Source organism: Blastococcus sp. SYSU DS1021 (assembly GCF_054050995.1).
Genome location: NZ_JBJHAL010000004.1, coordinates 1 through 26,684, shown reverse-complemented (window position 1 = coordinate 26,684; position 26,684 = coordinate 1). Strand labels below are relative to the sequence as shown.

21 protein-coding genes and 1 tRNA gene are annotated in these 26,684 nt (G+C 75.3%); 14 read left to right on the top strand and 8 right to left on the bottom strand.

What is annotated here, in order from left to right:
* Positions 1 to 198 precede the first annotated feature (198 nt).
* On the top strand, positions 199 to 2,097 hold the full coding sequence (locus tag ACI8AP_RS04025) for a S9 family peptidase (protein ID WP_456588046.1): 1,899 nt from the start codon (positions 199 to 201) through the stop codon (positions 2,095 to 2,097).
* Complete coding sequence (locus tag ACI8AP_RS04020; protein WP_456588045.1) at positions 2,094 to 3,560, top strand: circularly permuted type 2 ATP-grasp protein; 1,467 nt, start codon at positions 2,094 to 2,096, stop codon at positions 3,558 to 3,560. Before ACI8AP_RS04025 ends, ACI8AP_RS04020 begins: the two co-directional genes overlap by 4 nt.
* 12 nt (positions 3,561 to 3,572) lie before the next feature.
* On the opposite strand, the gene ACI8AP_RS04015 is transcribed toward ACI8AP_RS04020, so the two are convergent.
* The 3 genes from ACI8AP_RS04015 to ACI8AP_RS04005 form a co-directional block, all read right to left on the bottom strand.
* Positions 3,573 to 6,251: an ATP-binding protein gene (locus tag ACI8AP_RS04015; RefSeq protein WP_456588044.1), complete on the bottom strand. Its 2,679-nt coding sequence runs from the start codon at positions 6,249 to 6,251 to the stop codon at positions 3,573 to 3,575.
* A 103-nt stretch (positions 6,252 to 6,354) separates the two neighbouring features.
* Positions 6,355 to 7,467 carry a phosphoserine transaminase gene (gene serC, locus ACI8AP_RS04010; RefSeq protein ID WP_456588043.1) on the bottom strand — a complete coding sequence of 371 codons (1,113 nt, stop codon included), beginning with the start codon at positions 7,465 to 7,467 and terminating at the stop codon, positions 6,355 to 6,357.
* 90 nt (positions 7,468 to 7,557) lie between these two features.
* Positions 7,558 to 8,679 carry a citrate synthase 2 gene (locus ACI8AP_RS04005; RefSeq protein WP_456588042.1) on the bottom strand — a complete coding sequence of 374 codons (1,122 nt, stop codon included), beginning with the start codon at positions 8,677 to 8,679 and terminating at the stop codon, positions 7,558 to 7,560.
* Positions 8,680 to 8,832: 153 nt separating this feature from the next.
* Here ACI8AP_RS04005 and pdxH point away from each other — a divergent pair, with 153 nt between their 5' ends.
* Both pdxH and ACI8AP_RS03995 read left to right on the top strand, forming a co-directional pair.
* The gene (gene pdxH / locus ACI8AP_RS04000; protein ID WP_456588041.1) at positions 8,833 to 9,480 is read left to right on the top strand and encodes a pyridoxamine 5'-phosphate oxidase; all 648 of its coding nucleotides are present in this window, start codon (positions 8,833 to 8,835) and stop codon (positions 9,478 to 9,480) included.
* Positions 9,477 to 10,811, top strand: a complete 1,335-nt coding sequence (locus ACI8AP_RS03995) for an MFS transporter (RefSeq protein WP_456588040.1) — start codon at positions 9,477 to 9,479, stop codon at positions 10,809 to 10,811. The genes pdxH and ACI8AP_RS03995 overlap by 4 nt, the downstream gene beginning before the upstream one ends.
* Positions 10,812 to 10,925: 114 nt before the next feature.
* On the opposite strand, the gene ACI8AP_RS03990 is transcribed toward ACI8AP_RS03995, so the two are convergent.
* Positions 10,926 to 11,594 (bottom strand): UdgX family uracil-DNA binding protein, encoded by a 669-nt coding sequence (locus ACI8AP_RS03990; protein ID WP_456588039.1) that lies wholly within the window; start codon positions 11,592 to 11,594, stop codon positions 10,926 to 10,928.
* Positions 11,595 to 11,736: 142 nt separating this feature from the next.
* Between ACI8AP_RS03990 and ACI8AP_RS03985 the strand changes: the two genes are divergently transcribed.
* The 7 genes from ACI8AP_RS03985 to ACI8AP_RS03955 all read left to right on the top strand — a co-directional run bounded on the left by ACI8AP_RS03985 (position 11,737) and on the right by ACI8AP_RS03955 (position 21,116).
* Positions 11,737 to 12,651, top strand: a complete 915-nt coding sequence (locus ACI8AP_RS03985; RefSeq protein ID WP_456588038.1) for an ABC transporter ATP-binding protein — start codon at positions 11,737 to 11,739, stop codon at positions 12,649 to 12,651.
* Positions 12,648 to 13,838 carry an ABC transporter permease gene (locus ACI8AP_RS03980; RefSeq protein WP_456588037.1) on the top strand — a complete coding sequence of 397 codons (1,191 nt, stop codon included), beginning with the start codon at positions 12,648 to 12,650 and terminating at the stop codon, positions 13,836 to 13,838. Before ACI8AP_RS03985 ends, ACI8AP_RS03980 begins: the two co-directional genes overlap by 4 nt.
* A 51-nt stretch (positions 13,839 to 13,889) precedes the next feature.
* On the top strand, positions 13,890 to 14,870 hold the full coding sequence (locus ACI8AP_RS03975) for a TIGR03557 family F420-dependent LLM class oxidoreductase (protein ID WP_456588036.1): 981 nt from the start codon (positions 13,890 to 13,892) through the stop codon (positions 14,868 to 14,870).
* A gap of 116 nt (positions 14,871 to 14,986) precedes the next feature.
* On the top strand, positions 14,987 to 15,847 hold the full coding sequence (locus tag ACI8AP_RS03970) for a tetratricopeptide repeat protein (protein WP_456588035.1): 861 nt from the start codon (positions 14,987 to 14,989) through the stop codon (positions 15,845 to 15,847).
* A gap of 165 nt (positions 15,848 to 16,012) precedes the next feature.
* On the top strand, positions 16,013 to 17,137 hold the full coding sequence (locus ACI8AP_RS03965; protein WP_456588034.1) for a hypothetical protein: 1,125 nt from the start codon (positions 16,013 to 16,015) through the stop codon (positions 17,135 to 17,137).
* Positions 17,138 to 17,248: 111 nt separating this feature from the next.
* Positions 17,249 to 20,050: a phosphoenolpyruvate carboxylase gene (gene ppc / locus ACI8AP_RS03960; protein WP_456588033.1), complete on the top strand. Its 2,802-nt coding sequence runs from the start codon at positions 17,249 to 17,251 to the stop codon at positions 20,048 to 20,050.
* On the top strand, positions 20,043 to 21,116 hold the full coding sequence (locus tag ACI8AP_RS03955; RefSeq protein WP_456588032.1) for an inositol monophosphatase family protein: 1,074 nt from the start codon (positions 20,043 to 20,045) through the stop codon (positions 21,114 to 21,116). Before ppc ends, ACI8AP_RS03955 begins: the two co-directional genes overlap by 8 nt.
* A 1-nt stretch (position 21,117) precedes the next feature.
* Here the strand turns inward: ACI8AP_RS03955 and ACI8AP_RS03950 are convergent, their stop codons facing one another.
* The gene (locus tag ACI8AP_RS03950) at positions 21,118 to 22,527 is read right to left on the bottom strand and encodes an FAD-dependent oxidoreductase (protein ID WP_456588031.1); all 1,410 of its coding nucleotides are present in this window, start codon (positions 22,525 to 22,527) and stop codon (positions 21,118 to 21,120) included.
* An 82-nt stretch (positions 22,528 to 22,609) separates the two neighbouring features.
* Between ACI8AP_RS03950 and ACI8AP_RS03945 the strand changes: the two genes are divergently transcribed.
* Positions 22,610 to 22,918, top strand: coding sequence for a putative quinol monooxygenase (locus ACI8AP_RS03945; RefSeq protein WP_456588030.1), 309 nt, complete (start codon positions 22,610 to 22,612; stop codon positions 22,916 to 22,918).
* A gap of 12 nt (positions 22,919 to 22,930) precedes the next feature.
* Here the strand turns inward: ACI8AP_RS03945 and ACI8AP_RS03940 are convergent, their stop codons facing one another.
* The 3 genes from ACI8AP_RS03940 to ACI8AP_RS03930 are packed head-to-tail and all read right to left on the bottom strand — an operon-like array spanning position 22,931 to position 25,028.
* Positions 22,931 to 23,758 carry a hypothetical protein gene (locus ACI8AP_RS03940; protein WP_456588029.1) on the bottom strand — a complete coding sequence of 276 codons (828 nt, stop codon included), beginning with the start codon at positions 23,756 to 23,758 and terminating at the stop codon, positions 22,931 to 22,933.
* 45 nt (positions 23,759 to 23,803) lie between these two features.
* On the bottom strand, positions 23,804 to 24,613 hold the full coding sequence (locus ACI8AP_RS03935; protein WP_456588028.1) for an Fpg/Nei family DNA glycosylase: 810 nt from the start codon (positions 24,611 to 24,613) through the stop codon (positions 23,804 to 23,806).
* Between the two features lie 34 nt (positions 24,614 to 24,647).
* Entirely contained in the window at positions 24,648 to 25,028 is a 381-nt protein-coding gene (locus ACI8AP_RS03930; RefSeq protein WP_456588027.1) for a GNAT family N-acetyltransferase, read from the bottom strand.
* A gap of 121 nt (positions 25,029 to 25,149) precedes the next feature.
* Between ACI8AP_RS03930 and ACI8AP_RS03925 the strand changes: the two genes are divergently transcribed.
* Both ACI8AP_RS03925 and ACI8AP_RS03920 read left to right on the top strand, forming a co-directional pair.
* Positions 25,150 to 25,225, top strand: a tRNA-Arg gene (locus ACI8AP_RS03925).
* Positions 25,226 to 25,585: 360 nt separating this feature from the next.
* Positions 25,586 to 26,684, top strand: a 1,099-nt coding sequence (locus tag ACI8AP_RS03920; protein ID WP_456588026.1) for a DUF3152 domain-containing protein, incomplete at its 3' end; no start/stop codon positions are given.

The following is a 26,684-nucleotide window of genomic DNA, read 5'->3' as shown; positions in this document are numbered from 1 at the left end:
AGGTTATCGGGATCGGGCGCGAGCGGCGCGCAGGCGCACCGGCGTGGCGCGTCTGCGGCGGGGAGCGGCGGGTTCCCCCGGGGGAGGGGTGCGGACGACGTCGTCGCACGCCGATGTCAGCGCTGACACACGCCCGAAACGCGCGACCGCCACAGTGGGCGGCTCGCCGGCGGCGCCGCACCGAGCCGAGGAGGAGCGATGGCCAGCCCCGTGACCGACCAGTGGACGGCCGCGCCCGCGGGATGCGCCGCCCTGGAGCTCCTGGCGCCCCCGGAGGTGCTGCCGGCGCGGGTCCGCCGCGCCATCGCAGGGATCGCCGGGGCCACCGCGGCCTGGTGCCCGGCGCCGGCCCCGGACGGCCGCCGCGTCGCCTACGTCACCGACCGATCGGGGCTGCCCCGGCTGGAGGTGGCCGCGCTGGACGGCCGGACCCCACCGGTCCAGGTGTCCGGCACCGACCAGGAGGTGATCTCCGCCGCCTGGTCGCCCGACGGCGCGCGGCTGGCCTACCTGGTCAGCCCCGGCGGGTCCATCTGCGCCGAACTGCACGTCGTCCGCCCCGACGGCACGGATCGCCGGCTGGTGGCCGGTGCCGATCCACGTGCGGCGGTCTTCGCCGGCTGCTGGGTGGGGCCGCGGCACTACGCCTGCTCGATCGCCCCGGGCAGCGGACCGGACGCCGACGTGGTCCTGGTCGACGTGGTCACCGGAGAGCAGCGCACGCTGGCCTCCGGCGGCTTCCTCGTCGTCACCGCCGTCTCCGCCGACCACCGCACCGTCCTCGCCCGGCGCGGCCCGCGCGCCTACCGGCACATCGTGGTCATCGACGTCGCCACGGGCATCCAGCGGCGGGTCCTCCCCCTGGACGCCCCCGGCGGCATCGCCTCCGAGGACGGCCGGTTCACCGACGACGGGGCCACCGTGCACGTCCGTGCCGCGCTGCCCGGGCCGCCCGGGGCCGATCGCGCCGGCCTGGTCGCCGTCCCCCTGACCGACGGGGTGCCCGGACCCGGCCGGACGGTCCTGCAGCGCGCCGACGCCGACCTCGACGGGTACGCGGTGCGCCCGGACGGCACGGTGCTCGCGGTGTGGAACGCCGACGGGGTGAGCCAGCTGTGGCTGCACGCCAGGGCCGACGGGGCCGTGGTGCGGCGGATCGAGCTCCCCCGACCGGTGCTGTCGGGGTGGGCGCCGGCCGCCGACGGCGACGCGCTGATCGCCGAGCTGTCCGGGCCGCGCGCCCCCCGGGGGCTGTGGCGGGTGCCGCTCGACGGCGCGGGCGCACCCGAACCGCTCGCCTGCTCGCCCACCAGCCCGGAGGTGCCGGGCGTGGTCGAGCCGGTGCGCCACGAGTACCTCGCCCCGGACGGCGTCCGGCTCTCCGGCTGGCTGTACGTGCCCGAGGGCACCCGCGGCCCCAACCGCACGGTGGTCAGCTTCCACGGCGGACCGGAGGGGCAGGCGCGGCCGAACTGGTCGCCGATCACGCAGAGCATGGTGGCCGCGGGGCTCACGGTCTTCGCCCCGAACGTGCGCGGCTCGGGCGGGTTCGGGCGGGCCTTCATGACCGCCGACGACGGGCCCGCGCGCGAGTCCTCGTTCGCCGACGTCCGGACGACGGTGGACGAGCTGGTGACCGCGGGCATCGCGGCGCCCGGCCGGGTCGGCGCCCACGGCTGGTCCTACGGCGGGTACCTCACCCTCGTCGCCCTCACCCGGTGGCCCGAGCTCTTCGCGGCCGGCACCTCGCTGGCCGGGATGAGCGACCTGCGCACCTTCTTCGCCGGCACCGAGCCGTGGATGGCCGCGGCCTCGGTGACCGAGTACGGCGACCCGGTCGCCGACCGCGAGATGCTGGCCGCCCTCTCGCCGATGACGGCCCTGGACCGGCTCACCGCGCCGGTGCTCCTCGTGCACGGGGACCGCGACACGAACGTGCCGGTGGCCGAGTCGGTGCAGGCGCACCAGGCGCTGCAGGCGCGCGGTGCGCGCGCCGACCTGCTGCTCTTCGCCGGCGAGGGGCACGCCATCGTCGGCCGGGAGCACCTGGTCGAACTGGGCGAGCGGCTCGCCGCCTGGTTCGATCGGTGGCTGTGAGCGGGGAACTCTTCGCCGGTTACCCCACCGCCCGCAGCGACGAGGCCGTCGCTGCCGACGGCCGGCTGCGCGACGGGTGGGCCGGGCCGATCGCTGCCCTGGAGCGCCTCGGGGCGACCGGGCTGGCGGCCGCCGAGGCGGAGCTGCGGCTCCGGCGGCAGGAACGCGGCGTCGTCGTCGGCACGTGGGTGGACGGCCGGCAGCAGTTGCGCCCGGTGCCCCTGGACCCCGTCCCACGGCTGGTCGACGCCGGCACGTGGCGGACGCTGTCGGCCGGGATGGCGCAGCGGCACCGGGCGCTGAACGCCTTCCTCGCCGACGCCTACCGCCCGGCCGGGCGCCGGCGCGGCGACCCCGACCGCGCGGCCGAGATCGTCCGGGCCGGTGCGCTGCCCGAGTGGGCCGTGACGCACGGGCCGGGCCGGGATCCGGACGCCGTCGCCCGCGCGTGGCGAGGTCAGCCTCGCGCGACCGTCGCCGCGGCCGACCTCGTCCGCACCGACGACGACCGCTGGGTGGTGCTCCGCGACGACCTGCGGGTGCCGTCCGGCATCGGGTACGCGCTCGCCGACCGGGACTCCGCCCGCGCCGCGCTGCCGGAGCTGTTCGCCGGTGCCGGGGAGCGGCTGCGGGAACCGGGGGACGCCGTTCCGCTGCTGGCCGGTGCACTGGCGGCCGCCGCCCCGCCGGCGGTGCCCGGGGCGCCGCGGATCGCGGTGCTCACCCAGGGCGAGAACGACGGGTCCTGGTTCGAGCACCGGCTGCTGGCCGACGCCCTCGACGCCCCGCTGGTGCGGGCCGGTGACCTGTGGCCGCGCGCCGACGGGGGAGTGGAGGTCGCCGTCGACGGGGGCCGGGTACCGGTCGACGTGCTCTACCGGCGCTTCGACGACGCGCTGCTCGGCGCCTACCCCACCGGCGCGGGCGTCCCGCTCGGGCTGGCGCTCACCGAAGCGGTGCGGGCCGGGCGGCTCGGGCTGGCCAACGTGCCCGGCAACGGGGTGGCCGACGACGCGGCAGGCTACGCCTGGGTCCCGGCCATGATCCGCTTCTACCTCGGCGAGGAGCCGCTGCTGGGCTCGGCGCGGACGTGGGTGCTCGCCGACCCCGCGGCGTGGGCGGAGGTCGCCGACCGGCTGCCGGAGCTGGAGGTCGAGTCGGTCGCCGGGTACGGCGGCCGGCAGGTGGTGCTCGGCCCGGCCTGCTCGGCGGCGGAGCTCGCTGCGCTGCGGGCCGAGATCGCCGCCGCCCCGCACCGGTTCGTGGCCCGGGAGCCGCTGGCCGCCTCGACGGCGCCGACGCTGGTCGACGGGTGCCTGCGTCCCCGGCCGGTGGAGCTGCGGCTGTTCTCCGTGGCCGGCGAGACCACCGCCACCCTGCCGCTCGCCCTGACCCGGGTGGCCCGGGACGACCGGCCGGGGGAACTCGATCGGGCGAGCAAGGACACCTGGCTGCTCCGCTGAGGAGCTCCGCGGTCAGGCGGCCGGCTGCAGCGCCGACCGGATCCGCACGGTCGTCCCCTCGGGACCCGGGACGGCGGTGACCTCGGCGACCGCGCTCATCAGCGTGGAGCCGCGGCCGCGGTCCATGCTCGGCATCCGCTCCCGCCACTGGCCGTGGTCGCGGACCGTGATCTCCACCGCGCCGTCCCCGACGACGGCGGTGACCTCGACGACGGGCCGGGTCGGCTCCTGAGCGTGCTCGATCGCGTTGCTGGCCGCCTCGCAGGCCGCCAGGAGCAGGTCGTAGGACTGGTCGGCGCCGACCCCGGCGTCGGCCAGGAGGCCGCGGAGCCGGCGGCGGATCACCGGGATCGAGGAGAGGACCGACGGCAGCTGCCAGTGCGCCCGGTTCCGGGCGCCGTCGGGGCCGGTCGACGGCTGCGGACCCGGGTCCGACGCCGGCGCCGGCCGGCCCACCGGCGTGGCCACCAGCGGCGCGGGCAGCGGGGAGGTGGCCGGCCGGGGCGGCTCGCCGACCTCCCGCGTCGTCCCCGGGGTCACGGCGCGACCGGCCGCCCGCTCGAGCACCACCCGTACCCGGGCGAGCAGCTCCGCGGCGCGGAACGGCTTGGCCAGGTAGTCGTCGGCGCCGGCCTCCAGGCCCTCGACCGAGGCGTCCTGCCCGGCGCGGGCCGTCAGCATGATCACCGGGATGTCCCGGGTGGCCGGGTCCCCGCGCAGCGCCCGGAGCAGCTCGAAGCCGTCGACGCGCGGCATCATCACGTCGGTCAGCACGAGGGCCGGCCGCTGCTCGGCCACCGCGGCGAGCGCCTCCTGCCCGTCGGCCGCCGTGCGCACCGCCCAGTGCGGCCGCAGCAGGCGGTCGAGGTAGCCGCGCATGTCCGCGTTGTCGTCCACCACCAGGACCGCAGTGGCGTCCGCCGCGCCGGGAGCCCGGTCGGCCGGGCGCGAGACCTCCCGCTCCCAGCCCTCGGCCTCGCCGTGGGCGGCCTCCGACGGGACGGCCGCAGGAACGCCGACGACGGCGTCGGGGGCGCCGAACGGCAGGGCGACGGTGAACGTGCTGCCCCGCCCCGGCTCGCTGGTCACCGTCACCGTGCCGCCGTGCAGGGCGGCGAGCTCCTGCACCAGCGCCAGGCCGATGCCGGTGCCCTCCCGCGTGCGGGCGGTCGCGCCCGACACCCGGTGGAAACGCTCGAACAGGTGCGGCAGCTCCTCGGCGACGATGCCCACGCCGGTGTCGGCGACGGTGAGCTCGAAGCCGTCGCCGGTGCCGCGCACAGCCACGTCGATGCCGCCGACGAAGGTGTACTTCACCGCGTTGGCCAGCAGGTTGACGACGATCTTCTCCCACATCCGGGGGTCGACGTAGGCCGGGCGGTGCAGGGGCGGGCAGGCGACGGTGAGGCGCAGCCCGGCCCGCTCGGCGGCCGACCGGAAGATGCCGGCGAGCTCGGCGGTGAACGCCGGGACGTCGGTCTCCACGCGGACCGGGGTGGCCCGCCCGGCCTCGATGCCGGCGAAGTCCAGCAGGTCGTTGACCAGCCGCTGCAGGCGCTGCCCGTTGCGCAGCGCCAGGGAGAGCTGCTCGCGGACGTCGTCGCCCAACGGCGGGTCGGTGTTCTCCAGGACGTCGCCGATCGGGCCCAGCAGCAGCGTGAGCGGCGTGCGCAGCTCGTGGCTGACGTCGGCGAAGAAGGTGGTCTTCGCGCGGTCGAGCTCGGCGAGCGACTCGGCCCGCCGACGCTCGTCCTCGAACGCCCGGATGGTGGCCAGCGCGCCGGTGAACTGGCCGGCCACCAGCTGGTGGAAGGCCTGGTAGTCGGCGTCCACGGCCTGGTTGGGCGAGGTGCCGAGGACCAGCAGGCCTGCCGGCTCGGCGTCGTGGCCGGACGCCAGCGGCAGCACCACCGCGTCGGTCACCGGGTCGTCCCAGGGACCGCCGGTCAGCCCCAGGGAGGCGACCGGCGGTAGTGCCGCGCCGGCGTCGGCGACCGCGGGCAGGAGCGCGGCGTCGACCCCGGTCGTCGCCACGCGGGCGAAGGCGCCCTCGTCGGTGGCGAGGTAGACGGCGGCGAAGGGGATGTCGAGCGGGTTCGAGCGCAGGGCCGCGCACATGGTCGCGACCGTCTGCCGCTCGTCGGCGAGCTGCGTGCCCGCCACCGACAGCGTGTGCAGCAACTGCTGGCGGCGGGCGGCGAGCAGCTCACCGGTGACCTCCGTGCAGACGGCGTGGATGCCGGCGACCCCGCCGTCGTCGTCGAAGGCCGGCGCGTGGGAGACGGTGAAGTAGGTCTCCTCCCGGTATCCGGCGCGTTCGAGGAGCAGCAGCAGCCCCGGCAGCCAGGAGGCCTCGCGCGTGGCCATCGCGTGCTCGATCGGGGGCCCGAGCGCGTGCCAGCCCTCGGCGAGGGTCTGCCGGATGTCCTGGCCGATCGCCGGGTGCTTCGCGCCGATGAGCGGCGCGTAGGCGTCGTTGTAGAACTGCAGGAAGTCCGGGCCCCAGGTCAGCACCATCGGGAACCTGGACACCAGCACCGTGCGCACGGCGAAACGCAGGCTGGCCGGCCAGCCGGCCACGGGGCCGAGCGGGGTGCTCGCCCAGTCGAGGCCGGCCATGATCCGGCCGGCCTCGCCCCCGGCGGCGAACAGGTCGCCGATCCCGGGGCCCGACGGGACATCGGGGCCCACACTCACCTCCCGCCTACGAACCTTCACCTCGGAACTGCCCACTGCGGCCCCCTGCAGGGACCCACCGCGAGCGTGCGAGCGGTGGGCGGCAGGGGGCCCTTCTTCAGAGCCGCTCGGTCACGTAGTCGATGCAGGCCGTCAGCGCCGTCACGTCGTCGGGGTCCACGGCGGGGAACATGCCGACGCGCAGCTGGTTGCGGCCGAGCCCGCGGTACGGCTCCACGTCGACGATGCCGTTGGCGCGCAGGGTCGTCGCCAGGGCGGCAGCGTCGACGGAGTCGGCGAAGTCGACGGTTCCGACGACGAAGCTGCGGTGCTCGGGGTGGGGGACGAACGGGGTCGCGTACGGCGACTGCTCCGCCCAGCCGTAGAGCCGCGTGGCGGACTCGCGGCTGCGCGCGACGGTGCCGGAGAGGCCGCCGAGGGAGAGCATCCAGTCGAGCTGGTCCGCCAGCAGGAACAGGGTGGCGACCGCGGGGGTGTTGTAGGTCTGGTCCCTGGTGGAGTTGTCGACGGCGATCGACAGGTCCAGGAAGCCGGGCACCCAGCGGCCCGCGGCCTTGATCTCGGCGATCCGCTGCAGCGCGTCGGCCGACATCAGGGCCACCCAGAGCCCGCCGTCGGCGGCGAAGGACTTCTGCGGGGCGAAGTAGTAGACGTCGGTCTGCGAGACGTCGACGGGCAGGCCGCCGGCGCCGGAGGTGGCGTCGATGAGGACGAGGGCGTCCTCGGTGCCGTGCGGGCGCGAGATCGGGGCCATGACGCCCGTCGAGGTCTCGTTGTGCGCCCAGGCGTAGGTGTCGACGCCCTCGGTGGCGGTCGGCAGCGCCAGCGACCCCGGCTCGGCCGTCACGACCACGGGGTCGCCGAGGAACGGTGCCCGCACCGCCGCGGAGGCGAACTTGGCGGAGAACTCCCCGTAGGTGCCGAAGGCGGCGCGGTCGCGGACGAGCCCGAACAGCGCCGCGTCCCAGAATGCGGTCGTCCCGCCGTTGCCGAGCACCACCTCGTAGCCGTCGGGCAGGTCGAACAGCGTGGTCAGCCCCTCGCGGACCCGCCGCACGAGGTTCTTCACCGGCGGCTGCCGGTGGGAGGTGCCCATGATCGCCGCCCCGTCACCGGCGAGGGCGCGCAACGCCTCGGGGCGCACCTTCGACGGACCGCACCCGAACCGGCCGTCGGCGGGCAGGAGTGCGGCGGGGATGGTGATGCTCATCCGGGGAGGGCCTTCCGGTCGTGCGGGTCGGGCGGCCCCGCCGCGCGCCCCCACCGCGGGCGTGCGCGGTGGGGGCAGCGGGGTCCTCGCTCAGGCCAGCTGGGCGGCCGAGGGGTTGATGGTGTCCCAGCCCTCGACGGCCTCGGGCTTGCGGGGCTCGGGGCCGACGTAGCGGGCCGACGGGCGCACCAGGCGACCGGTGTTCTTCTGCTCCAGGATGTGCGCGCACCAGCCGGCGGTGCGGGCACAGGTGAACATCGAGGTGAACATGTGGCTGGGCACCTCGGCGAAGTCCAGGACGATGGCCGCCCAGAACTCCACGTTCGTCTCGACCGGCCGGTCGGGACGCCGCTCCCGCAGCTCCTTGAGGGCGGCGTTCTCCAGCGCGAGGGCCGCCTCGAAGCGCGGCGCACCCAGCTCCTGGGCCGAGCGGCGCAGCACCCGGGCGCGCGGGTCCTCGGCGCGGTAGACCCGGTGGCCGAAGCCCATCAACCGCTCCTTGCGGTCGAGCAGGTCCTTGACGTACTTCTCCGCGTCGCCGGTCTTCTCGACCTCGTCGAGCATGTGCAGCACCCGGGAGGGGGCGCCGCCGTGCAGCGGCCCGGACATCGCGCCGATCGCGCCGGACATGGCGGCGGCGACGTCGGCGCCGGTGGAGGCGATGACCCGGGCGGTGAACGTCGAGGCGTTCATGCCGTGCTCGGCGGCCGAGGTCCAGTAGGCGTCCACAGCGGCCACGTGGCGGGGGTCGGGCTCGCCGCGCCAGCGGACCATGAAGCGCTCGACGATGGTCGAGGCCTCGTCGACCCGGCTCTGCGGAACGGCGGGGGTGCCGATGCCGCGGGCGGACTGGGCGACGTAGGACAGCGCCATGACGGCGGCGCGGGCCAGCTGCTCGCGAGCGGTCTCGCTGTCGATGTCCAGCAGCGGGCGGTAGCCCCAGAACGGGGCGAGCATCGCCAGGGCGGCCTGGACGTCGACGCGCACGTCGCCGCTGTGCACCGGGATGGGGAACGGCTCGGCCGGCGGCAGGCCCGGGCCGAACTTGCCGTCGACCAGCAGCGCCCAGACGTTGCCGAACGTGACCTTGCCGACCAGGTCCTCGATGTCGACGCCGCGATAGCGCAGCGCGCCGCCGTCCTTGTCCGGTTCGGCGATCTCCGTCTCGAAGGCGATGACGCCTTCCAGGCCGGGTACGAAGTCGTCGGCCATCTCGCAAGCTCCTCTGCGCGTGGACCCACGTGCGCGCAGGACACGGCGCACGATTGCCAGCCGACCCTAGGCCGTCGGCCCCGTCCTGGCACACGGGGGGCGCGGTGGACGCCCTCCCGAGCCGACCCCCGCCGCCGGTGTCAGCATGGCGGCGTGCCCGACCTGACCCGCATGCGCAACGACTACACGCTCGGGCGGCTGCGCGAGGACGAGCTCGCCGCCACCTGGGTCGAGCAGTTCGACCGCTGGTTCGCCGACGCCGTCGCCGCGGACCTCCCGGAGCCCAACGCCGTCGTGGTCGCGACCGCCGACGCCGACGGCGCCCCGGATGCCCGGATCGTGCTGATGAAGGGCTACGACACCGACGGGATCGTGTTCGGCACCAGCTACGCCTCGGCCAAGGGCGCGCAGCTGGCGGTCAACCCCCGCGCGGCGCTGGTCTTCCCGTGGCACGCGCTGCAGCGGCAGGTGCGGGTGGCCGGTCGGGTGGAGCGGATCGGCGATGCCGCCTCCGATGCGCTGTGGGACCCGCGGCCACGCGGCTCGCAGCTGGCGGCGGCGGCCTCGGTGCAGTCGACCGTCGTCGACTCCCGGCACGAGCTCGAGGAGCGGGTGCGGCTGCTGGACCAGCAGACGCCGGAGGGGAAGCTGCCCCGCCCCGCGGCGTGGGGCGGCTACCGGGTGGTGCCCGAACGGGTCGAGTTCTGGCAGGGCGGTGGGGACCGGTTGCACGACCGGCTGCGGTTCGTCCGCGACACGGCGGAGGGCGGGGGCTGGATCGTCCAGCGGCTCGCCCCGTGAGCGGGCCGCCCGGGCCGGTCGACCCGGTCGAACCGGACCGGGCGGTGGTGGAGCCGGTGCCCGAGCCGGTGCGGCGGCGCGGGTGGGCGGTGGACACCACGCCGCTGCGCGTCCCGGCCTACCGCCGGCTCTTCGGCGGTGTCGCGGCCACGATGATCGGCCAGCAGATGACGCTGGTCGCCGTCCCCTACCAGGTCTACGAGCTCACCGGCCGGTCGCTGTTCGTCGGGCTCACCTCGCTGGTCGCGCTGGTACCGCTCGTGGTGTTCGGGCTCCTCGGCGGTGCGATCGCCGACGTCGTCGACCGGCGGACGCTGATGCTCGTCACCTCGACGGGCGCCGCGGTCACGAGCGCTCTGCTGGCCCTCCAGGCGCTGCTGCCCGGCGGCGGCAACCTCGTGCTGCTGTGGGTGCTCACCGCGTTCGTCTCCGGCTTCGCGGCGGTCAACCAGCCGGCGCGCAGCGCCGTCATCCCCGCGCTGGTGGGCACCGCGCTGGTGCCGGCCGCGAACGCCCTGGCGATGACGGTGCGCCAGGCAGGCGTCATCGCCGGTCCGCTGCTCGCCGGGGTCCTGATCGGTCAGGGGGAGCTGTTCCTCGCCTACCTGGTGGACGCGCTGGGCTTCCTGGTCGCCGCGCTGCTGCTGCGCGGCCTGCCCGCGCTGCCGCCCGGCGGCCGGGCCCGCCGGCTGCGGCTGGGCGCCGCGGTGCGCGGCGTGGGGGAGGGGTTCGCCTTCCTGCGCACCCAGCCGGTGCTGATGATGACGTTCGTCGTCGACATCATCGCGATGCTGTTCGCCTGGCCCAACGCGGTCTTCCCGGAGCTCTCGGCCGAGCGGTTCGCCGACTCGCCGAACGCGCTGGGGTGGCTCTTCGCCGGGGTGTCGGTCGGCGCGCTCGCCATGGGGCTGACCTCGGGGTGGGTGTCGCGGGTCGATCGGCAGGGAGCGGTCGTCCTGGGCGCCATCGCCGTCTGGGGAGGGGCGGTGATCGGGTTCGGGCTGGCGCCGTCGCTGTGGCTCGCCGTGCTGTTCCTCGCCGTCGCCGGCGCGGGGGACATGGTGAGCGCGGTGCTGCGCTCGTCGATGCTGCAGCTGGCGGCACCCGACGAGATGCGCGGCCGGATGCAGGGCGTGTTCCTCGTCGTCGTCGCCGGTGGCCCGCGGCTGGGCGACCTGCGGGCCGGGGCGCTCGCGAGCGCCGCGTCGGTGACGGTGGCGATGGTCTCCGGCGGCATCGTGGTGGTGCTGGCGATGGCCGCCGTCGCGCTCCTGGTGCCCTCGTTCTGGCTGTTCCGCGCCTCGCGCTCCGGCGTCGAGCGCACCCGCTGACGGCCCGGGGCCCGGCCGGGCTCGCCCGCCCCCGAGAGTGGCGAGGCCGGCCGGGCGCTGGGAGGCATAACCAGCACCGGCGGTCCCTACTCGCCGGTAGTCCTCTCCGTGGGATCAGGCCAGCGCACCGGCGACCGTCCGCAGGTCGGCGACCAGGGCGTCGTAGGCAGCGGCGCGCGCCTCGTCCGGGGTGCGCAGGACCGCCGAGGGGTGCGTGGTGGCGAGGATCCAGGTCTGGTGCGGCGCGTCCTCGTCGTCGTCCTCCGTCGCCGCCGGGGCGCCCGGTGGTGCCCAGGGCAGCAGCTGCCCGTGGTCGCGGGTGATCCGGAAGGACGGCGAGATGAGCCCCTTGGCCGCCGTCGCACCCAGCGCGACGACGACCTCGGGCTTCAGCACGGCGAGCTCCGCCTCCAGCCACGGCCGGCAGGCCCGAAGGTGCTCGGGCCGGGGTGTCTGGTGGATGCGCCGCTTGCCCTTCACGGTGTGCGAGAAGTGCTTCACCGAGTTCGTGACGTAGCTGTCGCGCCGGTCGATGCCGGCGTCGGCCAGCGCCTTGTCCAGCAGCCGGCCGGCCGGACCGACGAACGGCTCGCCCCGCCGGTCCTCCTGGTCGCCCGGCTGCTCGCCGACGAAGACCACGCGGGCGGTCTCGGGCCCCTCCCCGAACACGGTCTGGGTGGTGTCCTGCCACAGCTCGCAGGCCCGGCAGCCCGCCGCCGCCGACCGCAGCTGCTCCAGGCCCACCCCGGTGGGTGGCCGCGCCACGCCGTCGCGCTCGCTCATCCACCGATCAGACCGCACCCTCCCGGCCGTCGCGAGATGAACTCTCGGGGTCCCGACGTCGCGCCCGCGAGTCGATCACCCTGGCGTGATCATGAGCTCGGCTACGGTTTCCGGCGGACGTGCCCAACGGCAGGAGGAACAGGTGCTCGAGTTCGACGGGCTGCAGAAAAGTTTCGGGGACGTCCGCGTCCTCGACGGCGTGGGGTTCACGGTGGCGCCGGGATCGATGTTCGGTTTCTGCGGCTCCAACGGTGCGGGAAAGACGACGACCATGCGCGTGGCCATGGGGCTGGTCCGGCCCGACGCCGGGGAGGTGCGCTGGCAGGGACGCCCGCTCGACCAGGAGTCCCGGCGCCGCGTCGGCTACATGCCGGAGGAGCGCGGGCTCTACCCGAAGATGAAGGTCGGCGAGCAGATCGCCTACTTCGCCCGCCTGCACGGCATGGACTCCGCCGCGGCCACGCACGCGGCCGGCGAGTGGGTGGAGCGGCTCGGGCTGGGGCCGCGCAGCGGCGACGCCGTCGAGAAACTGTCGCTGGGCAACCAGCAGCGGGTGCAGCTGGCCGCCGCGCTGGTGAGCCGGCCCGAGGTGCTCATCCTCGACGAGCCGTTCTCCGGCCTGGACCCCATCGGCGTGGACTCGTTGGCCGAGGCCCTGCTGGACCAGGCCCGCGCGGGCGTCCCGGTGGTCTTCTCCAGCCACCAGCTGGACCTGGTCGAGCGGCTCTGCGACTCGGTCGGCATCCTCGCCCGCGGGCGGATGGTCGCCACCGGGACCGTCGACGAGCTCCGCCGGCGCGAGGCCGGCCGGCTGCTGCGCGTCGTGGTGCCCGACGCCGCGCCGGGGTGGGCCGCGGCGCTCCCCGGCGTCCGGGTGGTCTCCGAGCAGGCCGGTGACACGCTGCTGGAGCTCGCGTCGGACGCCGACGACCAGGCGGTCCTGGCCGCCGCGCTGCACACCGGCCGGGTCACCCACTTCGCCTGGCAGCAGCCCACACTCGTCGAACTCTTCCGCGGGGCGGTCGCCGCCCCCAGCGCCCAGGAGGTGGCGGCGTGAGCCCGTCGCGTACGCCCGGCAGCGCGGGACTCGTGCGGCTCGTCGCCGCACGCGAGGTCTCCGCCCGCATCCGGGACAAGAACTTCATCATCAGCTCGGTCGTGATCCTGGTGCTGCTGCTCGGCACGCTGGGCATGCAGGTGGCGCTCGGCTCCGGCGGCGACGCCACCCGGATCGGGATGGTCGGCGGGGGCGCCGGGCTGGAGCAGACGCTGGAGGCCCAGGGCGAGGCGCTCGACGTCGACGTCACGGTGGTCGCCCTCGACGACGAGGCCGCCGCCCGCACGGCGATCGAGGAGGGCGACGTCGACGGCGTGCTGCTGGCCGAGGGCGGGGGTGAGCCGGAGCTGCTGGTCGAGCAGTCGGCCGGCGGAACGCTGCAGTCGGTCGTCCAGGGCGCGGTCACACAGCTGGCGCTGGCCGAGCAGCTGGCGGCCGCCGGGGTCGACGACCTCGTCGTGCCCGAGGTGGCGGTGACGCCGCTGGACCCGGACGCCGACCAGGACGGCCAGCGCATCGGCATGGCGATCATCGGCGTCGCGCTGCTCTACGGCCTGCTCATCCTCTTCGGCCAGTTCGTCGCCCAGGGCGTCGTCGAGGAGAAGGCCAGCCGGGTGGTGGAGCTGCTGCTGGCGACCATGCGGCCGTGGCAGCTGCTGGCCGGGAAGATCATCGGCCTGGGACTGCTCGGGCTGGCGCAGATCGTGCTCATCGTGGTCGTCGGGGTCGCCGGGGCGCTGGCCCTCGACATCGTCGACATCCCCGGAGAGCTCATCGGCACGGCCGTCGCCGTCGTCGCCTGGTTCGTGCTCGCGTACGCGTTCTACGCGGCGATCTTCGCGGTGACCGCCTCGCTGGTCAGCCGGCAGGAGGACCTCAACACCGTGGTGATGCCCACGATCATGGTGCTGGTGGTCGCCTTCGTCGTCGGCATCCAGGCCGCCGCGGAGCCCGACGGCACCCTGGCGGTCGTCACGTCCTACATCCCCGGGCTGTCCCCGCTGGTGATGCCGGTGCGGCAGGCCGCGGGCAGCGTGGCCGTCTGGGAGATCGTGCTGTCGGCCGCCCTGATGGTCGCGGCCATCGTCCTGGTGGTCCGGCTCGGCGGTCGGGTGTACGCCGCGGCGCTGCTGCGCACGGGCGGGAAGATCACGATGCGGGAGGCGCTGAAGGCCGAGCGGGTGTGACCACCTGGCGCGGGTCGGTTCGCCCCGGCCCGCGCCGGGTAGCCGCGCGGCATGGTGATGCAGCTGGGCTACACGATGATGACCGAGCAGGCCGGGCCGAAGGACCTGGTCGGCCACGTGGTGGGCGCCGAGGAGGTCGGCTTCGACTTCGCCGTCAGCAGCGACCACTACTTCCCGTGGCTGGACGAGATGGGCCACTCGCCCAACGCGTGGGTGACCCTCGGGGCCGCCGCGCAGGCCACCAGCCGGATCCCGCTGATGACCTACGTGACCTGCCCGAGCTTCCGCTACCACCCGGTGGTCGTGGCGCAGCAGGCGGCGACCCTGCAGATCCTCTCCGGCGGCCGCTTCACCCTCGGACTGGGGGCGGGGGAGAACCTCAACGAGCACGTCGTGGGCGCCGGCTGGCCACCGGCCGACGTCCGGCACGAGATGATCATGGAAGCGCTGCAGATCATCCGCGACCTGTTCGACGGGGAGGGCTACACCAACTTCCGCGGTGAGCACTTCGACGTCGAGTCGGCCAAGCTCTGGGACCTGCCGGAGAAGCGCGTGCCCATCGGCTTCGCGGCCGGCGGGAAGCAGGCGGCCACCATCGCCGGCGAGCTGGCCGACGTGCTGGTCGCGACCGATCCGCTGTCGGAGCTGGTCGAGGCGTTCGAGGCCGCCGGGGGCGCGGGCAAGCCGAAGATCGCCCAGATGCCGATCAGCTACGGCACCGACAAGGCCGCCGCCGTCACCCGGGCGCACAGCCTCTTCCGCTGGTTCGGCCTGGGCTGGAAGGTCAACTCGGAGCTGCCCGGTCCGTCGGCGTTCGACGCGGCGACCTCGTTCGTCCGCGAGGAGGACGTCGAGGGCAGCATCCCGTGCGGGGACGACGTCGGCGCGGTGATCGAGGCCGCGAAGGAGTACGCCGACGCCGGGTTCACCCACCTGGCCCTGGTCCAGATCGGCGGGGACCAGCAGGAGCCCTACCTGGAGTGGGTGCGCAGCTCGCTGATGCCGGCCTGGCGGGAGGCGTTCGGCAGCTGACCGGCCGGAGGGGACAGCTGATCGGGTGACCGTTCGGCCTCCGGGCCGATCCCTTGGGGTGAGGTCCGGCGGCGAGGGGGCGCGCCGGGCGCCTCCTCGCCGCGATCATCGGCGGCATGACCGAGGACCTGGACGTGCGGCTGCGGCGGCTGCTCGCCTCCGACGACGCCGACGCGCTGATCGACCTCGGCTGCGACCTGGCCGACGCCGGCCGGCAGACCGAGGCGGAGGCCTGCTTCCGCCGCGCCTTCGACCTGGGGGACTCCGTCGCCGCGTTCAACCTCGGCAACTCGCTGGCCGCCCAGCAGCGCTGGGAGGAGGCGGTCGACGCCTACGAGGTCGCCCTGCGCGGCGGCGAGGCCGACGCCTGGCGCAACCTCGGCCTGGTGCTGGAGGACCTCGGTGACCTCGCCGGCGCCATGCGCGCCTACCGGGGGGCGGCGGCCGCCGGCGACCTCGAGGGCGGGTTGCAGCTGGCCTTCCTGCTGCGGGAGCAGGGGGAGCGCGAGCAGGCCATGGCGGTGGCCGAGGAGTTCGCCGCCGCGGGTGACCAGGAGGCCGCCGCCGTCGTCGCCTGCTGGCGCTGGTGCTCGACGCTCGACCCGGCGCTGGAGGACGACCTCCGCGCCGGCCAGCACCACTTCCCGGCCGCCCGCGCGGACCTGGCGCACCTGCTGCGCGAGACCGGCCGCTCGGCCGAGGCGCGCGCGGTGCTGGAGCGCGGCGCCAAGCTCGGCGAGCAGGTGGCCTGGCTGCCGCTGGGCAACCTCTACCGCGAGGAGCTCGGCGACGAGGAGGCCGCCGAGGAGGCCTACCGCAGCGGGATCTCCGCCGGTGACGCCTACTGCCACCAGAACCTCGGCGTGCTGCTGGCCGACCGCGGGGACCTCGAGGGAGCCGTGGAGCAGTTCCGCCTGGGGGCGGCGGCCGGCGACCAGCTCGCGGCGCAGTGCCTGCGGGAGCTCGAGCACGACTAGCCTGCTGCGCCTCGCGTGGCCGGTGGGGCGCATGGGGCGGTGCAGTGGGCCCTCCGGTACGAGCCACCCGCGGTTGCCCTGGAGGAACGGCGCTCCGCTGCCGAAAGCCTCGTGCACGCGCCGGACGGGGTCGACCGTCCGGGCGGGGACGGGGAGGACATGCACGTGGACGGACGGCTGGATCGGGGGCGCCGGCTCGCCCGGGCCCTGGCCGGGGGCGCGGCCCTGCTGGCAGTGACCATCGGTGGAGGGGCCACGGGGGCCGGGGTCGCCGTCGCCGAGGAGCCGGGCGCGGACGTCGCCGTCCAGCCGTCGGAGGCGACGTCTCCCGAAGTTACGGCGGTTCCGGAGGGTCGGGGCGGCACTGCGCCGGCGGCCGTCGACCAGTGCGGCCCCTACCAGGACTACTGGAACAGCATGGACCGGCCGCCGCCGCCGCTGCCACGGGTCGTCTTCGTCTCGGCGGCCTCCTCCGCCGCCGGCCAGGTGACATTGAACTGGACCGCCGCGAAGCCCGAGGAGCACCCCGACGTCGTCTACACCTCCTACTACTTGAAGGTGGACGGCGTCGCCCGGCCCTACCTCGACGGCGGGGCCTTCACCGAGGACGTCGGTACCGGGGTCGTCACGACCACCGTCACGGGCCTGACCGAGGGTCCCCACTCCTTCGTCGTCCAGTCGATGCTGTGCGGTAACCAGAGCAACCCGCAGACCCCGCTGACCATCGCGGCCGACGGTGTCGCGACGTGGACGCCGCCCGCGCCGCCCGCGCCGCCCGCGCCGCCCGCGCCGCCCGCGCCGCCCGCCCCGCCCGCGCCGGTCGCCACGCCGGCTGGCGAGCCGACCGTGCCGCCGCGGGTTCCCTCGACGTCCCTCACGCTGACGACGGACAAGGGCCTGATCACCCGGGCCTCGGCCGGCGAGCAGCTGACCGTCCTCGGTACGGGCTTCATGCCGAACTCGACGGCGAAGGTCGTCATCTACTCCGAGCCGCAGGTCCTGGCCACGGTGACCACCGACGGCAACGGCGACTTCAGCGCCCCGGTGACCATCCCGGCCGACCTGGCCGCGGGCGTGCACTCACTCGTGGCTTCCGGGTTCGCGCCGGACGGATCGGACCGGTTCCTCCGGCTGGACGTGACGGTGGCCCCGGCGGTCACCCCCGTCGTCGGTCAGCTCGCCTACACCGGCGCTGACCCGCTGCTGCCCGCGGCGCTGGGCGCCGGTGCGCTGCTGGCCGGTGGGGCACTGCTGGTCGCGGCCCGGCGCCGCAGCGCCGACGGGAGCTGAGACCCCGCAGGGACCGGCTCTCGCTACCGGCGCCCGCCCCTCGAGGGCGGGCGCCGGGACCGAGGTGGAGGCCGACACCTGCCCGTCACATCGATCCCCGATACTCGGGGTGTGTCCGAAGCCACTGTTGACGTCGCAGACCTCCGACACCACGGTGCACCCGGCACCGGTGACCGCGCGGACGACGAGCCGCTGCGCGAGGACATCCGGCTCCTGGGGCGCGTCCTCGGCGAGGTGATCGGCGAGCAGGCCGGCCCCGAGGTGCTGGAGCTGGTCGAGTCCACCCGCGTGGAGGCCTTCCGCATCCGTCGCTCGGAGGTCGACCGGGCCGAGCTCGCCCGCCGGCTCGCCGACCTGGACGTCCGCTCCGCCAACCACGTCATCCGGGCGTTCAGCCACTTCTCGCTGCTGGCCAACCTCGCCGAGGACATCCACCACGAGCGCCGCCGCCGGCACCACCGCCGCGCCGGCTCCCCGCCGCAGCAGGGCAGCCTCGCGGCGTCGTTCGCCCTGCTGGACCAGGCGGACATCCCGGGCGAGACCGTGGCCCGCGAGCTCGCCGGGGCCCTCGTCTGCCCGGTGGTCACCGCCCACCCCACCGAGGTCCGACGCAAGACCGTGTTCCAGGTGCAGCGGCAGGTGACCCAGCTGATCCGGGAACGGGACCGCGCCGGCGGCGACGTCGACCCGGCGTGGTCGGCGCAGCTGTGGCGCGCGGTGCTCACCCTCTGGCAGACGGCGCTGCTGCGGCTGTCCCGGCTGCGGCTGACCGACGAGATCGACGAGGCGCTGCGCTACTACGAGCTCTCCCTGTTCGAGGTCGTGCCGGCGATCAACGCCGAGGTGCGGCGGGCGGTCGAGCAGCGGTGGCCCGGGGCCGGGGTGCTGCGCCGGCCGATGCTGCTGCCGGGGTCCTGGATCGGTGGTGACCGCGACGGCAACCCGTTCGTCACGGGCGAGGCGCTGCGCCGGGCCACGTCCCGGCAGGCGGAGACGGCCCTGAGCCACCACCTGGCCGAGCTCGCGGCGCTGCGCAGCGAGCTGTCGATGTCCGACCGGCTGGTCACGCCCACGCCGCAGCTCTACGCACTGGCCGACGCCTCCGGCGACGACTCCCCGTTCCGGGCCGACGAGCCGTACCGGCGGGCGCTCAGCGGCATCTCGGCGCGGCTGGCGGCCACCGCCGCCCGGGTTCCAGGGGTCGTGCCGGGGGACGCGGGGTCCCTGCCCGCGCTGCCGCCCTACGCGACGCCCGACGAGCTGCGGGCCGACCTCGACGTCGTCGACGCGTCGCTGCGCAGCCACGGGGCCGGGGCGCTGGCCGACGACCGGCTGCTGCGGTTGCGGGAGGCCGTGGAGGTCTTCGGGTTCCACCTGTGCGGGCTGGACCTGCGGCAGAACTCGTCGGTGCACGAGCAGGTGGTCGGCGAGCTGCTGGCCTGGGCCGGGGTGTGCGACGACTACACGGCGCTCGACGAGACCGCCCGGGTGGAGCTGCTCGCCGGGGAGCTGACGCTGCGACGTCCCCTGGTGCGTCCCGACGCGCAGCTGTCGGAGGAGGCGCGCAAGGAGCTCGACGTGCTCGTGGCCGCGGCCGAGCGGGTCGCGCTGCTGGGCCCGCGGACCATCCCGAACTACGTGATCAGCATGTGCGAGTCGGTCAGCGACGTGCTGGAGGTCGCCGTCCTGCTCAAGGAGGTCGGCCTGCTCGACCCGGCCGGACCGGAGGGGCCCACCTGCCCGGTCGGCATCTCCCCGCTGTTCGAGACGATCACCGACCTGCAGAACGCCGCCACGACGCTCGGGGCGGTGCTCGACCAGCCGCTGTACCGGGCCCTGCTGGCCAACCGGGGCGACGTGCAGGAGGTCATGCTCGGGTACTCCGACAGCAACAAGGACGGCGGCTACCTCGCCGCCAACTGGGCGCTGTACCGGGCCGAGCTCGACCTGGTGGAGCTCGCGCGCCGCGAGGGGATCCGGCTGCGGCTGTTCCACGGCCGCGGGGGCACCGTCGGCCGAGGCGGCGGCCCGAGCTACGAGGCGATCCGCGCGCAGCCCCCGGGCGCGGTGGCCGGGGCGTTGCGGATCACCGAGCAGGGCGAGGTGATCGCCGCGAAGTACGCCGACCCCGACCTCGCCCGGCGCAACCTCGAGGCGCTCGTCGCCGCCACCCTGGAGTCGACGCTGCTCGACGTCGAAGGCCTCGGCGCCGACGCCGAGGACGCCTACGCCGTGCTCGACGACCTCGCCGCCCGCGCGCAGCGGGCCTACCGGGAGCTGGTGCACGAGACGCCCGGTTTCGTGGAGTGGTTCCGGGCGGCCACCCCGATCGGTGAGCTGGCCGAGCTCAACATCGGCAGCAGGCCACCGTCGCGCAAGGCGGGCAACTCCATCGCCGACCTGCGGGCGATCCCGTGGGTGTTCAGCTGGTCGCAGACACGGATCATGCTGCCCGGCTGGTACGGCACCGGATCGGCGCTGGAGGAGTGGGTCGGGGGCTCCGCGGAGCGGCTGGAGCGGCTGCGCGAGCTGCACCGGCGGTGGCCGTTCTTCCGCACCGTGCTGTCCAACATGGGCATGGTGCTGGCCAAGACCGACCTGGAGCTCGCGGCCCGGTACGCCGAGCTGGTGCCCGACGAGGAGCTGCGGGCGCGGGTGTTCGACCGCATCACCGCCGAGCACGAGCGGACCTGCCGGATGGCGCTGGCCGTCACCGGCGACGACGACCTGCTCGCCGACAACCCGTCGCTGGCCCGGTCGATCCGGAACCGGTTCCCCTACCTGGAGCCGCTGCACCACCTGCAGGTGGAGATGCTGCGGCGCCGGCGGAGCGGCGAGGACGAAGAGCTCACCAGCCGCAACATCCAGCTGACCATCAACGGCATCGCCACCGCGCTGCGCAACAGTGGCTGAGCCGGGGCTGCGCACCGCGGCCAGCCCGGATCTGCCGACCGCGGCGGAGGCGCTGGGGATGTCGGCGGCCGCGCTGGCCCCGGCCCTGCTCGACCCCTGGGCGCGGGTGCTGGTCGGGGACGAGGGCCAGGTGGTGCTGCTCCGCCGGCAGTGGACCGACGACGCCACCACCGCGGCCGTGGTGGTGCGCCGGGCAGGGGTGCCGCTGGACCACCCCGTGGTGCTCGCCGCCGCGGCGGGGTGGGGGTGCGACCGCGTGCGGCACCTCGCGACCGGGCGGGCGATCGACGTGCCGGGTCCACCGGCCGACGCCCCCCTGCCGCTGCGCTTCGCCCACCTGGCGGCGCTCGCGGCCACGCGGGTGGAGACCGCGGTGGCGCTCGCCCACGGCACCGGGGAGACGCGGACCAAGCGGGACGGGAGCCCTGCGCTGGCCGCCGATGTCGCCGCCCACGCCGCCGCCGTCGAGGTACTCGGCGCGCTGGGCGTGCCGGTGCTCAGCGAGGAGAGCCGCGACACCGCGGTGGCCCCCGGCCGGCCCTGGGTGGTGCTCGACCCGCTCGACGGCACCGGCAACTTCGCCGCTGGCCTGCCGCCGTGGGCGTTCTCGGCCGCGCTGGTGCAGGAGGGCAGGCCGGTCGCCGGGCTGGTCGCCGACCTCTCCTCGGGCCGGCGGTGGGCGGCGGTCGAGGGGCACGGCGCCGTCCGGGACGGGGTGCCGGTGCGCACCCGGCCGGGTAGCACCGTCGTCGTCCCCAGCGGGCCGCGGGGCGGCGCGGTCACCGTGCCGGTGACGGCCAGCCGGGTGCGGATCACCGGCTGCACCGCCGTCGACCTGTGCCTGGTGGCCGACGGCGCGGCCGCGGCCTGGCACGACCTGGACCGCGGCGGCACGCACGTGCACGACGTCGCCGGCGGACTGGCGGTGCTGGCCGCCGCGGGGGGCGTCGTCCTCACCGACGCGGGGGAGCCCCTCGAGCTGGCACCCGACACGGACGCGCTGATCCGGTTCGTGGCCGCCGCCGACGAGACGGCGGCCCGCGAGCTGCTGGCCGCGCTGCGCTGATTCAGCGCTGACGGGCGGCGGCCTCCCGGACGGCGGCCAGCAGCGCCTCCCGCTCGTGCAGGGTCGTCCGGGCCCGGCCGCGGCTGGCACCCAGCGCCTGCTCGGCGGCGTCGATCGCCCGCCAGTCCTCCAGCAGCACCGGTTCGGCCCCGCGGCTCTGCAGCGTGCGCACCAGGTCGTCGGCCGGGCCACGCACCCGCAGCGTGCCGTCGGCGGCGTCGGCCAGCAGGCCCGCGATGGTCTCCCGGGCGTCGTGCTTGTTGTGCCCGACCACCCCGGTGGGGCCGCGCTTGATCCAGCCGGCCACGTACTCCCCGGCCGACGGCCGCCCGTCGCGCAGCACCCGTCCCACGCCGTCGTGGGTGACGGTGCCGGTGCGCTCGTCGACCGGCAGCCCGGGCAGCGGGGTGCCGAGGTACCCCACCGACCGCACCACCAGGTCGGCGGGCAGCACCTCGAACTGCCCGGTGCCGATCGCCCGGCCGTCGCCGTCGACGGCGGTGCGCTCCACCTCGACGCCCGTCACCCGGTCGGTGCCCAGCAGCCGCACCGGGCGGGTGTAGAAGCGCAGCCGCAGCCGGGTGCGACCGGGGGCGGGCACGTGGCCGGACCACTCGCGGAGGACAGCGAGGTTGCGGCTGGCGTTGCGGTCGGCCGCGGCGCGGGCCTCGGTGTCGGCGTCCAGGTCGAGGTCAGCGGGGTCGACGAGCACGGTGGCCGCCGCCAGCTCCCCGAGCTCGCGCAGTTCCTGGGTGGTGAAGGTGGCCTGCGCCGGACCGCGGCGGCCGAGCACCGTCACCTCCTCGACGGGTGCGGCGGCGAGGACGTCGATGACGTGCTGGGGCATGTCGGTGGGGTCCAGCTCCTCGGCGGTCCGGGCGAGGATCCGCCCGACGTCGAGCGCGACGTTGCCCACCCCGACGACCACGACGTGCCGGACGCCGGCCAGGGCCGCCTCCACGGTCGCGCGGTCGGCGTCGGGGTGCCCGGTGTACCAGGCCACGAGGTCGGTGGCGGCCAGGCTGCCGGGGAGCTCCTCGCCCTCGATGCCCAGGCGCCGGTCGAGGGCCGCGCCGTAGGTGTAGACGACGGCGTCGACGTGGGCGCGCAGCTCGGCCAGGGAGAGCTCGGTGCCCACCTCGACGTTGCCGACGAACCGCACCAGCGGGTGGTCCAGGCTGCGGTGCAGGGTGTCCCGGATCGCCCGCATCTTCGGGTGGTCCGGGGCGATGCCGTGGCGGACCAGCCCGAAGGGGGTGGGCAGCCGGTCGAGCAGGTCGACGGCGACGGGGACCGCGCTCTGTCGGGTCAGGGCGTCGGCGGCGTAGATGCCGGCCGGACCGGCCCCGACGACCGCCACCCGCAGCGGGTGCTCAGCGGTCGGGGGAGGAGGAGCGCCGTCGTCGACCACCCTGGCATCCTGACCCGGCCGGGGCCGCGCCACCAGGGCAACTGTCCGGGCCGTTGTCGTCCCCCCGTCCCAGGAGGTCTGCGTGTCCGTTGTCGTCGTCGCCACCATCACCCCGAAGCCCGAGGCGGTGGACGCCGTCCGGGAGGCGATCCTCGCCGCCGTGCCGAAGGTGCACGCCGAGCCGGGCTGCGAGCTGTACGCGCTGCACGAGGGGGACGGGGTGTTCGTCATGGTGGAGCGGTGGGAGAGCCCCGAGGCGCTGCGCACCCATGGCAAGGCCGAAACGCTGACCACCCTGGGCGCGGCGCTGGCCGACAAGCTCGCCGCGCCGCTGGACGTGCGCCGGCTGACCGCCGTCCCGGCGGGGGAGCCGGGCAAGGGCGCGCTCTGACGTCGAGCGAGCTCAGCGGCAGGCGTGGTCGTGGTCGAGCTCGCCCGGGACGTACTGGGTGAGCTCGACCTCCCCGTCGGGGACCAGCGGCGGCTTCCCGCAGGCCGCCACGGCCCCGATCCGGGTGGTGGCGCCGGCCAGCCAGCTGGGCAGCCCGGCCAGCGGGCTCTCCTCCGGGACCTCGCTGACGATGCGGCCCCACTGGTAGCCGGTGGAGTAGACGCCGACCCGTGCGCCCCGCCCGGTCAGGTACTCGGTCATGCCCTCGAGCGCGGCCCGGTTGCGGGCCCGCGCGTCGGAGGACCCGTACTGCCAGGTGTTCATGGTCTCGACGTCCAGCCACCACGTGTAGCCCGCCGGCTGGCTGCCCAGCCCTGCGGCGCGGGCGGCGGGGCGGAAGAACGACTGCACGCTCGCGCGCGCCCGCTCCCAGCCGTACTGCCACGAGCACGCCGTCGAGTTGCCGCCGTCGCAGCGCCCGTAGGGCGTGCTGCCCGCCTCGGGCCAGGTGGTGACCTGCTCGCGCAGCTCGCCGGGGTTGGCGGTGTTGAGGTAGAGCTGCACCCGCGGCTGGCCGGTCGCACCCGAGGAGCCGGCGGCCCACTCGAGCTGGTCGGCGAGGCAGGGGTTGGCCCGGGTGGCGAGCCCGCCGTTGACCCCGACCACGGCGAACGCGGCGTCCTCGGGGAGCTCGGTGCCGCACTGCGGGTGGGAGACGTCGTAGCCGACGGTGCGCGTCGGGCCGGCGGTCTCGACGGGTGCGGCGGAGGCGGTCGCGGGCAGACCGAGGAGCGCCCCCACCGCGGCGAGGGCCACCATCGTGCATGATCTGCGTCTCACTGCCCTCGACGGTACGCGCGGCCGAGCGGCATCCGCCGGTACCGGTCAGGTCGCCTGGCAGACGGGGCACCAGTAGAGGTTGCGCCCCACCAGGACCTGGGTGCGGATGGCGGTCCCGCAGATCCGGCAGGGCAGGTCGGTGCGCCGGTAGACGTAGTGGGCGTCTTCGCGGGTCACCGCACCGCTGCGCCGGGAGCGGTTCTCGGGGCGGGTGGTCACGATTCGGCCCATCCGGACGCCGGAGCGCATGAGGGTCACCAGGTCCCGCCACATGCCGGCCCACAGCGCGGCGTCGATCTGCCGGCCGGGCCGGAACGGTGAGACCCGGTGCCGGAACAGCAGCTCCGCGCGGTACACGTTGCCGACGCCCGCCAGCACCGACTGGTCCATGAGTAAGGCCCCGATCGCCGTGCGGCTGCCCGCGATGCGCCGGTGGGCGACCGTCCCGTCGGCGCGGGGCCGCAGCGGGTCCGGCCCCAGGCGACCCAGGATCCGCTCGACCTCCGGGGCGGTGAGCACCTCGCAGGCGGTGGGACCGCGCAGGTCGCCCCATGCCCCGGCGCCGTCCGGCCCGTCGCCCACCCAGCGCATGCGCAGCGCGCCCTTGGCCGGGGGTGGTCTGCCGGTGCCGGTGAGGAAGGTGCCGTACAGCCCGAGGTGGACGTGCAGGTGGTCGCCGCCGAAGCGGGCGAACAGGTGCTTGCCGTAGGAGAACACCTCGTCGAGCACTCGCCCGTCGAGGAGGGCGGCGCCGGCCTCGAACCGGCCCTGGGGGCTGGTCACGTGCACCGGGCGGCCGGCGAACGGCAGCTCGAGCTGCCGCGCCAGGCGGTACAGGGTGTGGCCTTCGGGCACCCGCGCAGCGTAGGTGGCGCCGCGCGTCCCCTGCTCAGTGGTCGGCGGTCTCCAGGCCGAAGTGCGGCCGGTCCTCGACCGCGACGAGGTCGACCAGTTCGGGGTGCTGCTGGATGTAGTGGCGGACGAAGGAGCAGTACGGCAGCACGGTCAGCCCCCGCTCGCGGGCCGCGGAGAGGACCCCGGCGACGAGCGCCTTCCCGATGCCCTGACCGCCCATGGCGGGGTCCACCTCGGTGTGCGGGAGGGTCATCTGCCCGTGCTCGACGTGGTAGCTGGCAAGTCCGACGACGCGCTCGCCCTGCCGGATCTCGAACCGACCCCGCTCGGGGACGTCGACCACCGTGGTCTCCATCGCTGCGGCCCACCTCTCTGACCCCGGCCACGCTGCCGGAGCTCGTTTCGACCCCAGCACGGTAACCCGCTGGAGGCGTTCGCTCTCTCAGCCGTACCGACGAGTCGGGTCCCGCCGGGGTTCCCTCGGCCACCCGATAGCCTGCTGGCGTTGGTCCCGGGGCAGCTGGTGCCGCGCCGTGGCCCCCGTAGCTCAGGGGATAGAGCATCGGTTTCCTAAACCGTGTGTCGCAGGTTCGAATCCTGCCGGGGGCACCAGCTGGACCTGTGGCCGGCGGTCCCGTGCTGCACCGTCGTCCTGGGCGCCGGCCGGTCGAAGCCGCCCTCCTGTCCCGACGATGCAGCCGTCACGTGGCCATGGGGATCCGGCCCGCACCGTGTCCGGCGATCGCCACCGGTCCCGGGGACCGCCGCCGACGAGGGAAGCGGGGCGGTGGTCGGCCCCCGCCCGCACGTCCATGACAGCTTCGTGTCAGGCGTCCAAAAGGCTTGTCCCGGCCCGGTGGTGGCTGGCTATCGTGCCGGGACGGGCAGCGGCGGCCGGTACGCCACGGCGCGCCGGTGCCGGAGGACCACGAGACGCGGTCGCCGCGTGCCGGCTGCGGGACGGGACTGTCGATGAGCTGGCACCTGCGGACATTCCTGGCGATGTTGCTCGCGCTGACCACCGCGGGCATGCTGCCCGCGGCGCCGGCGCAGGCCCAACAGGCCATCACCTACACCGTCACGGCCCAGGGCACCGTCTACGGCGACCTGGACCACTTCGCCGGCGTCGCCTCGGAGACGCTCAACGACCCACGGGGCTGGAGCCTCGGCGGCGCCCTCCGCTTCGACCAGGTGCAGTCCGGAGGGAACTTCAGCCTCATCCTGGCCTCGCCGGCCGTGGTCGCTGCTGCTGCTCCCGGCTGCAGCAGCGAGTGGAGCTGCCGGGTGGGCCGCAACGTCTACATCAACGACGAGCGGTGGCGCGGCGGCACGGACTCGTGGCCGCACGGGCTGGACCTGTACCAGCGGTACGTGATCCTGCACGAGGTGGGGCACTGGCTGGGTCTCGGTCACCAGGACTGCCCCACGCCCGGCCGCACCGCCTGGGTCATGCAGCAGCAGTCGATCTCCCTGCAGGGTTGCCGGGCCAACGTCTGGCCGGTCATCGCCGAGCGCCAGCAGGCGGCGGACAACCGCGGTGTGTCGGTGAACTGGTCGGCCATCGAGGCCAGGTACCGGGACCTCGGGCAGGAGGGGGGCGTGCTGGGTCCCCCGATCACCTGGGAGAGGTACGCCGGGGCCGACGGCGGGTCCTACCAGCACTTCGCCGGTGGTTACGGCGGTGGCTCGATCTACTGGTCGGCGAACACGGGCGCGCACGAGATCTACGGGGAGATCCGGGACCGCTGGGAGGAGCTGGGCTGGGAGCGCGGTGTGCTGGGCTACCCGATCACCGGGGAGCGCAGCACCGCGGACGGCGTGGGCCGGTACAACGCCTTCGCCGGGGGTTACGGCGGTGGCTCGATCCACTGGTCGCCGAGCACCGGTGCGCACGAGACGTACGGGGAGATCCGGGACCGCTGGGAGGAGCTGGGCTGGGAGCAGGGTGTGCTGGGCTACCCGATCACCGGGGAGCGCAGCACCGCGGACGGCGTGGGCCGGTACAACGCCTTCGCCGGGGGTTACGGCGGTGGCTCGATCCACTGGTCGCCGAGCACCGGTGCGCACGAGA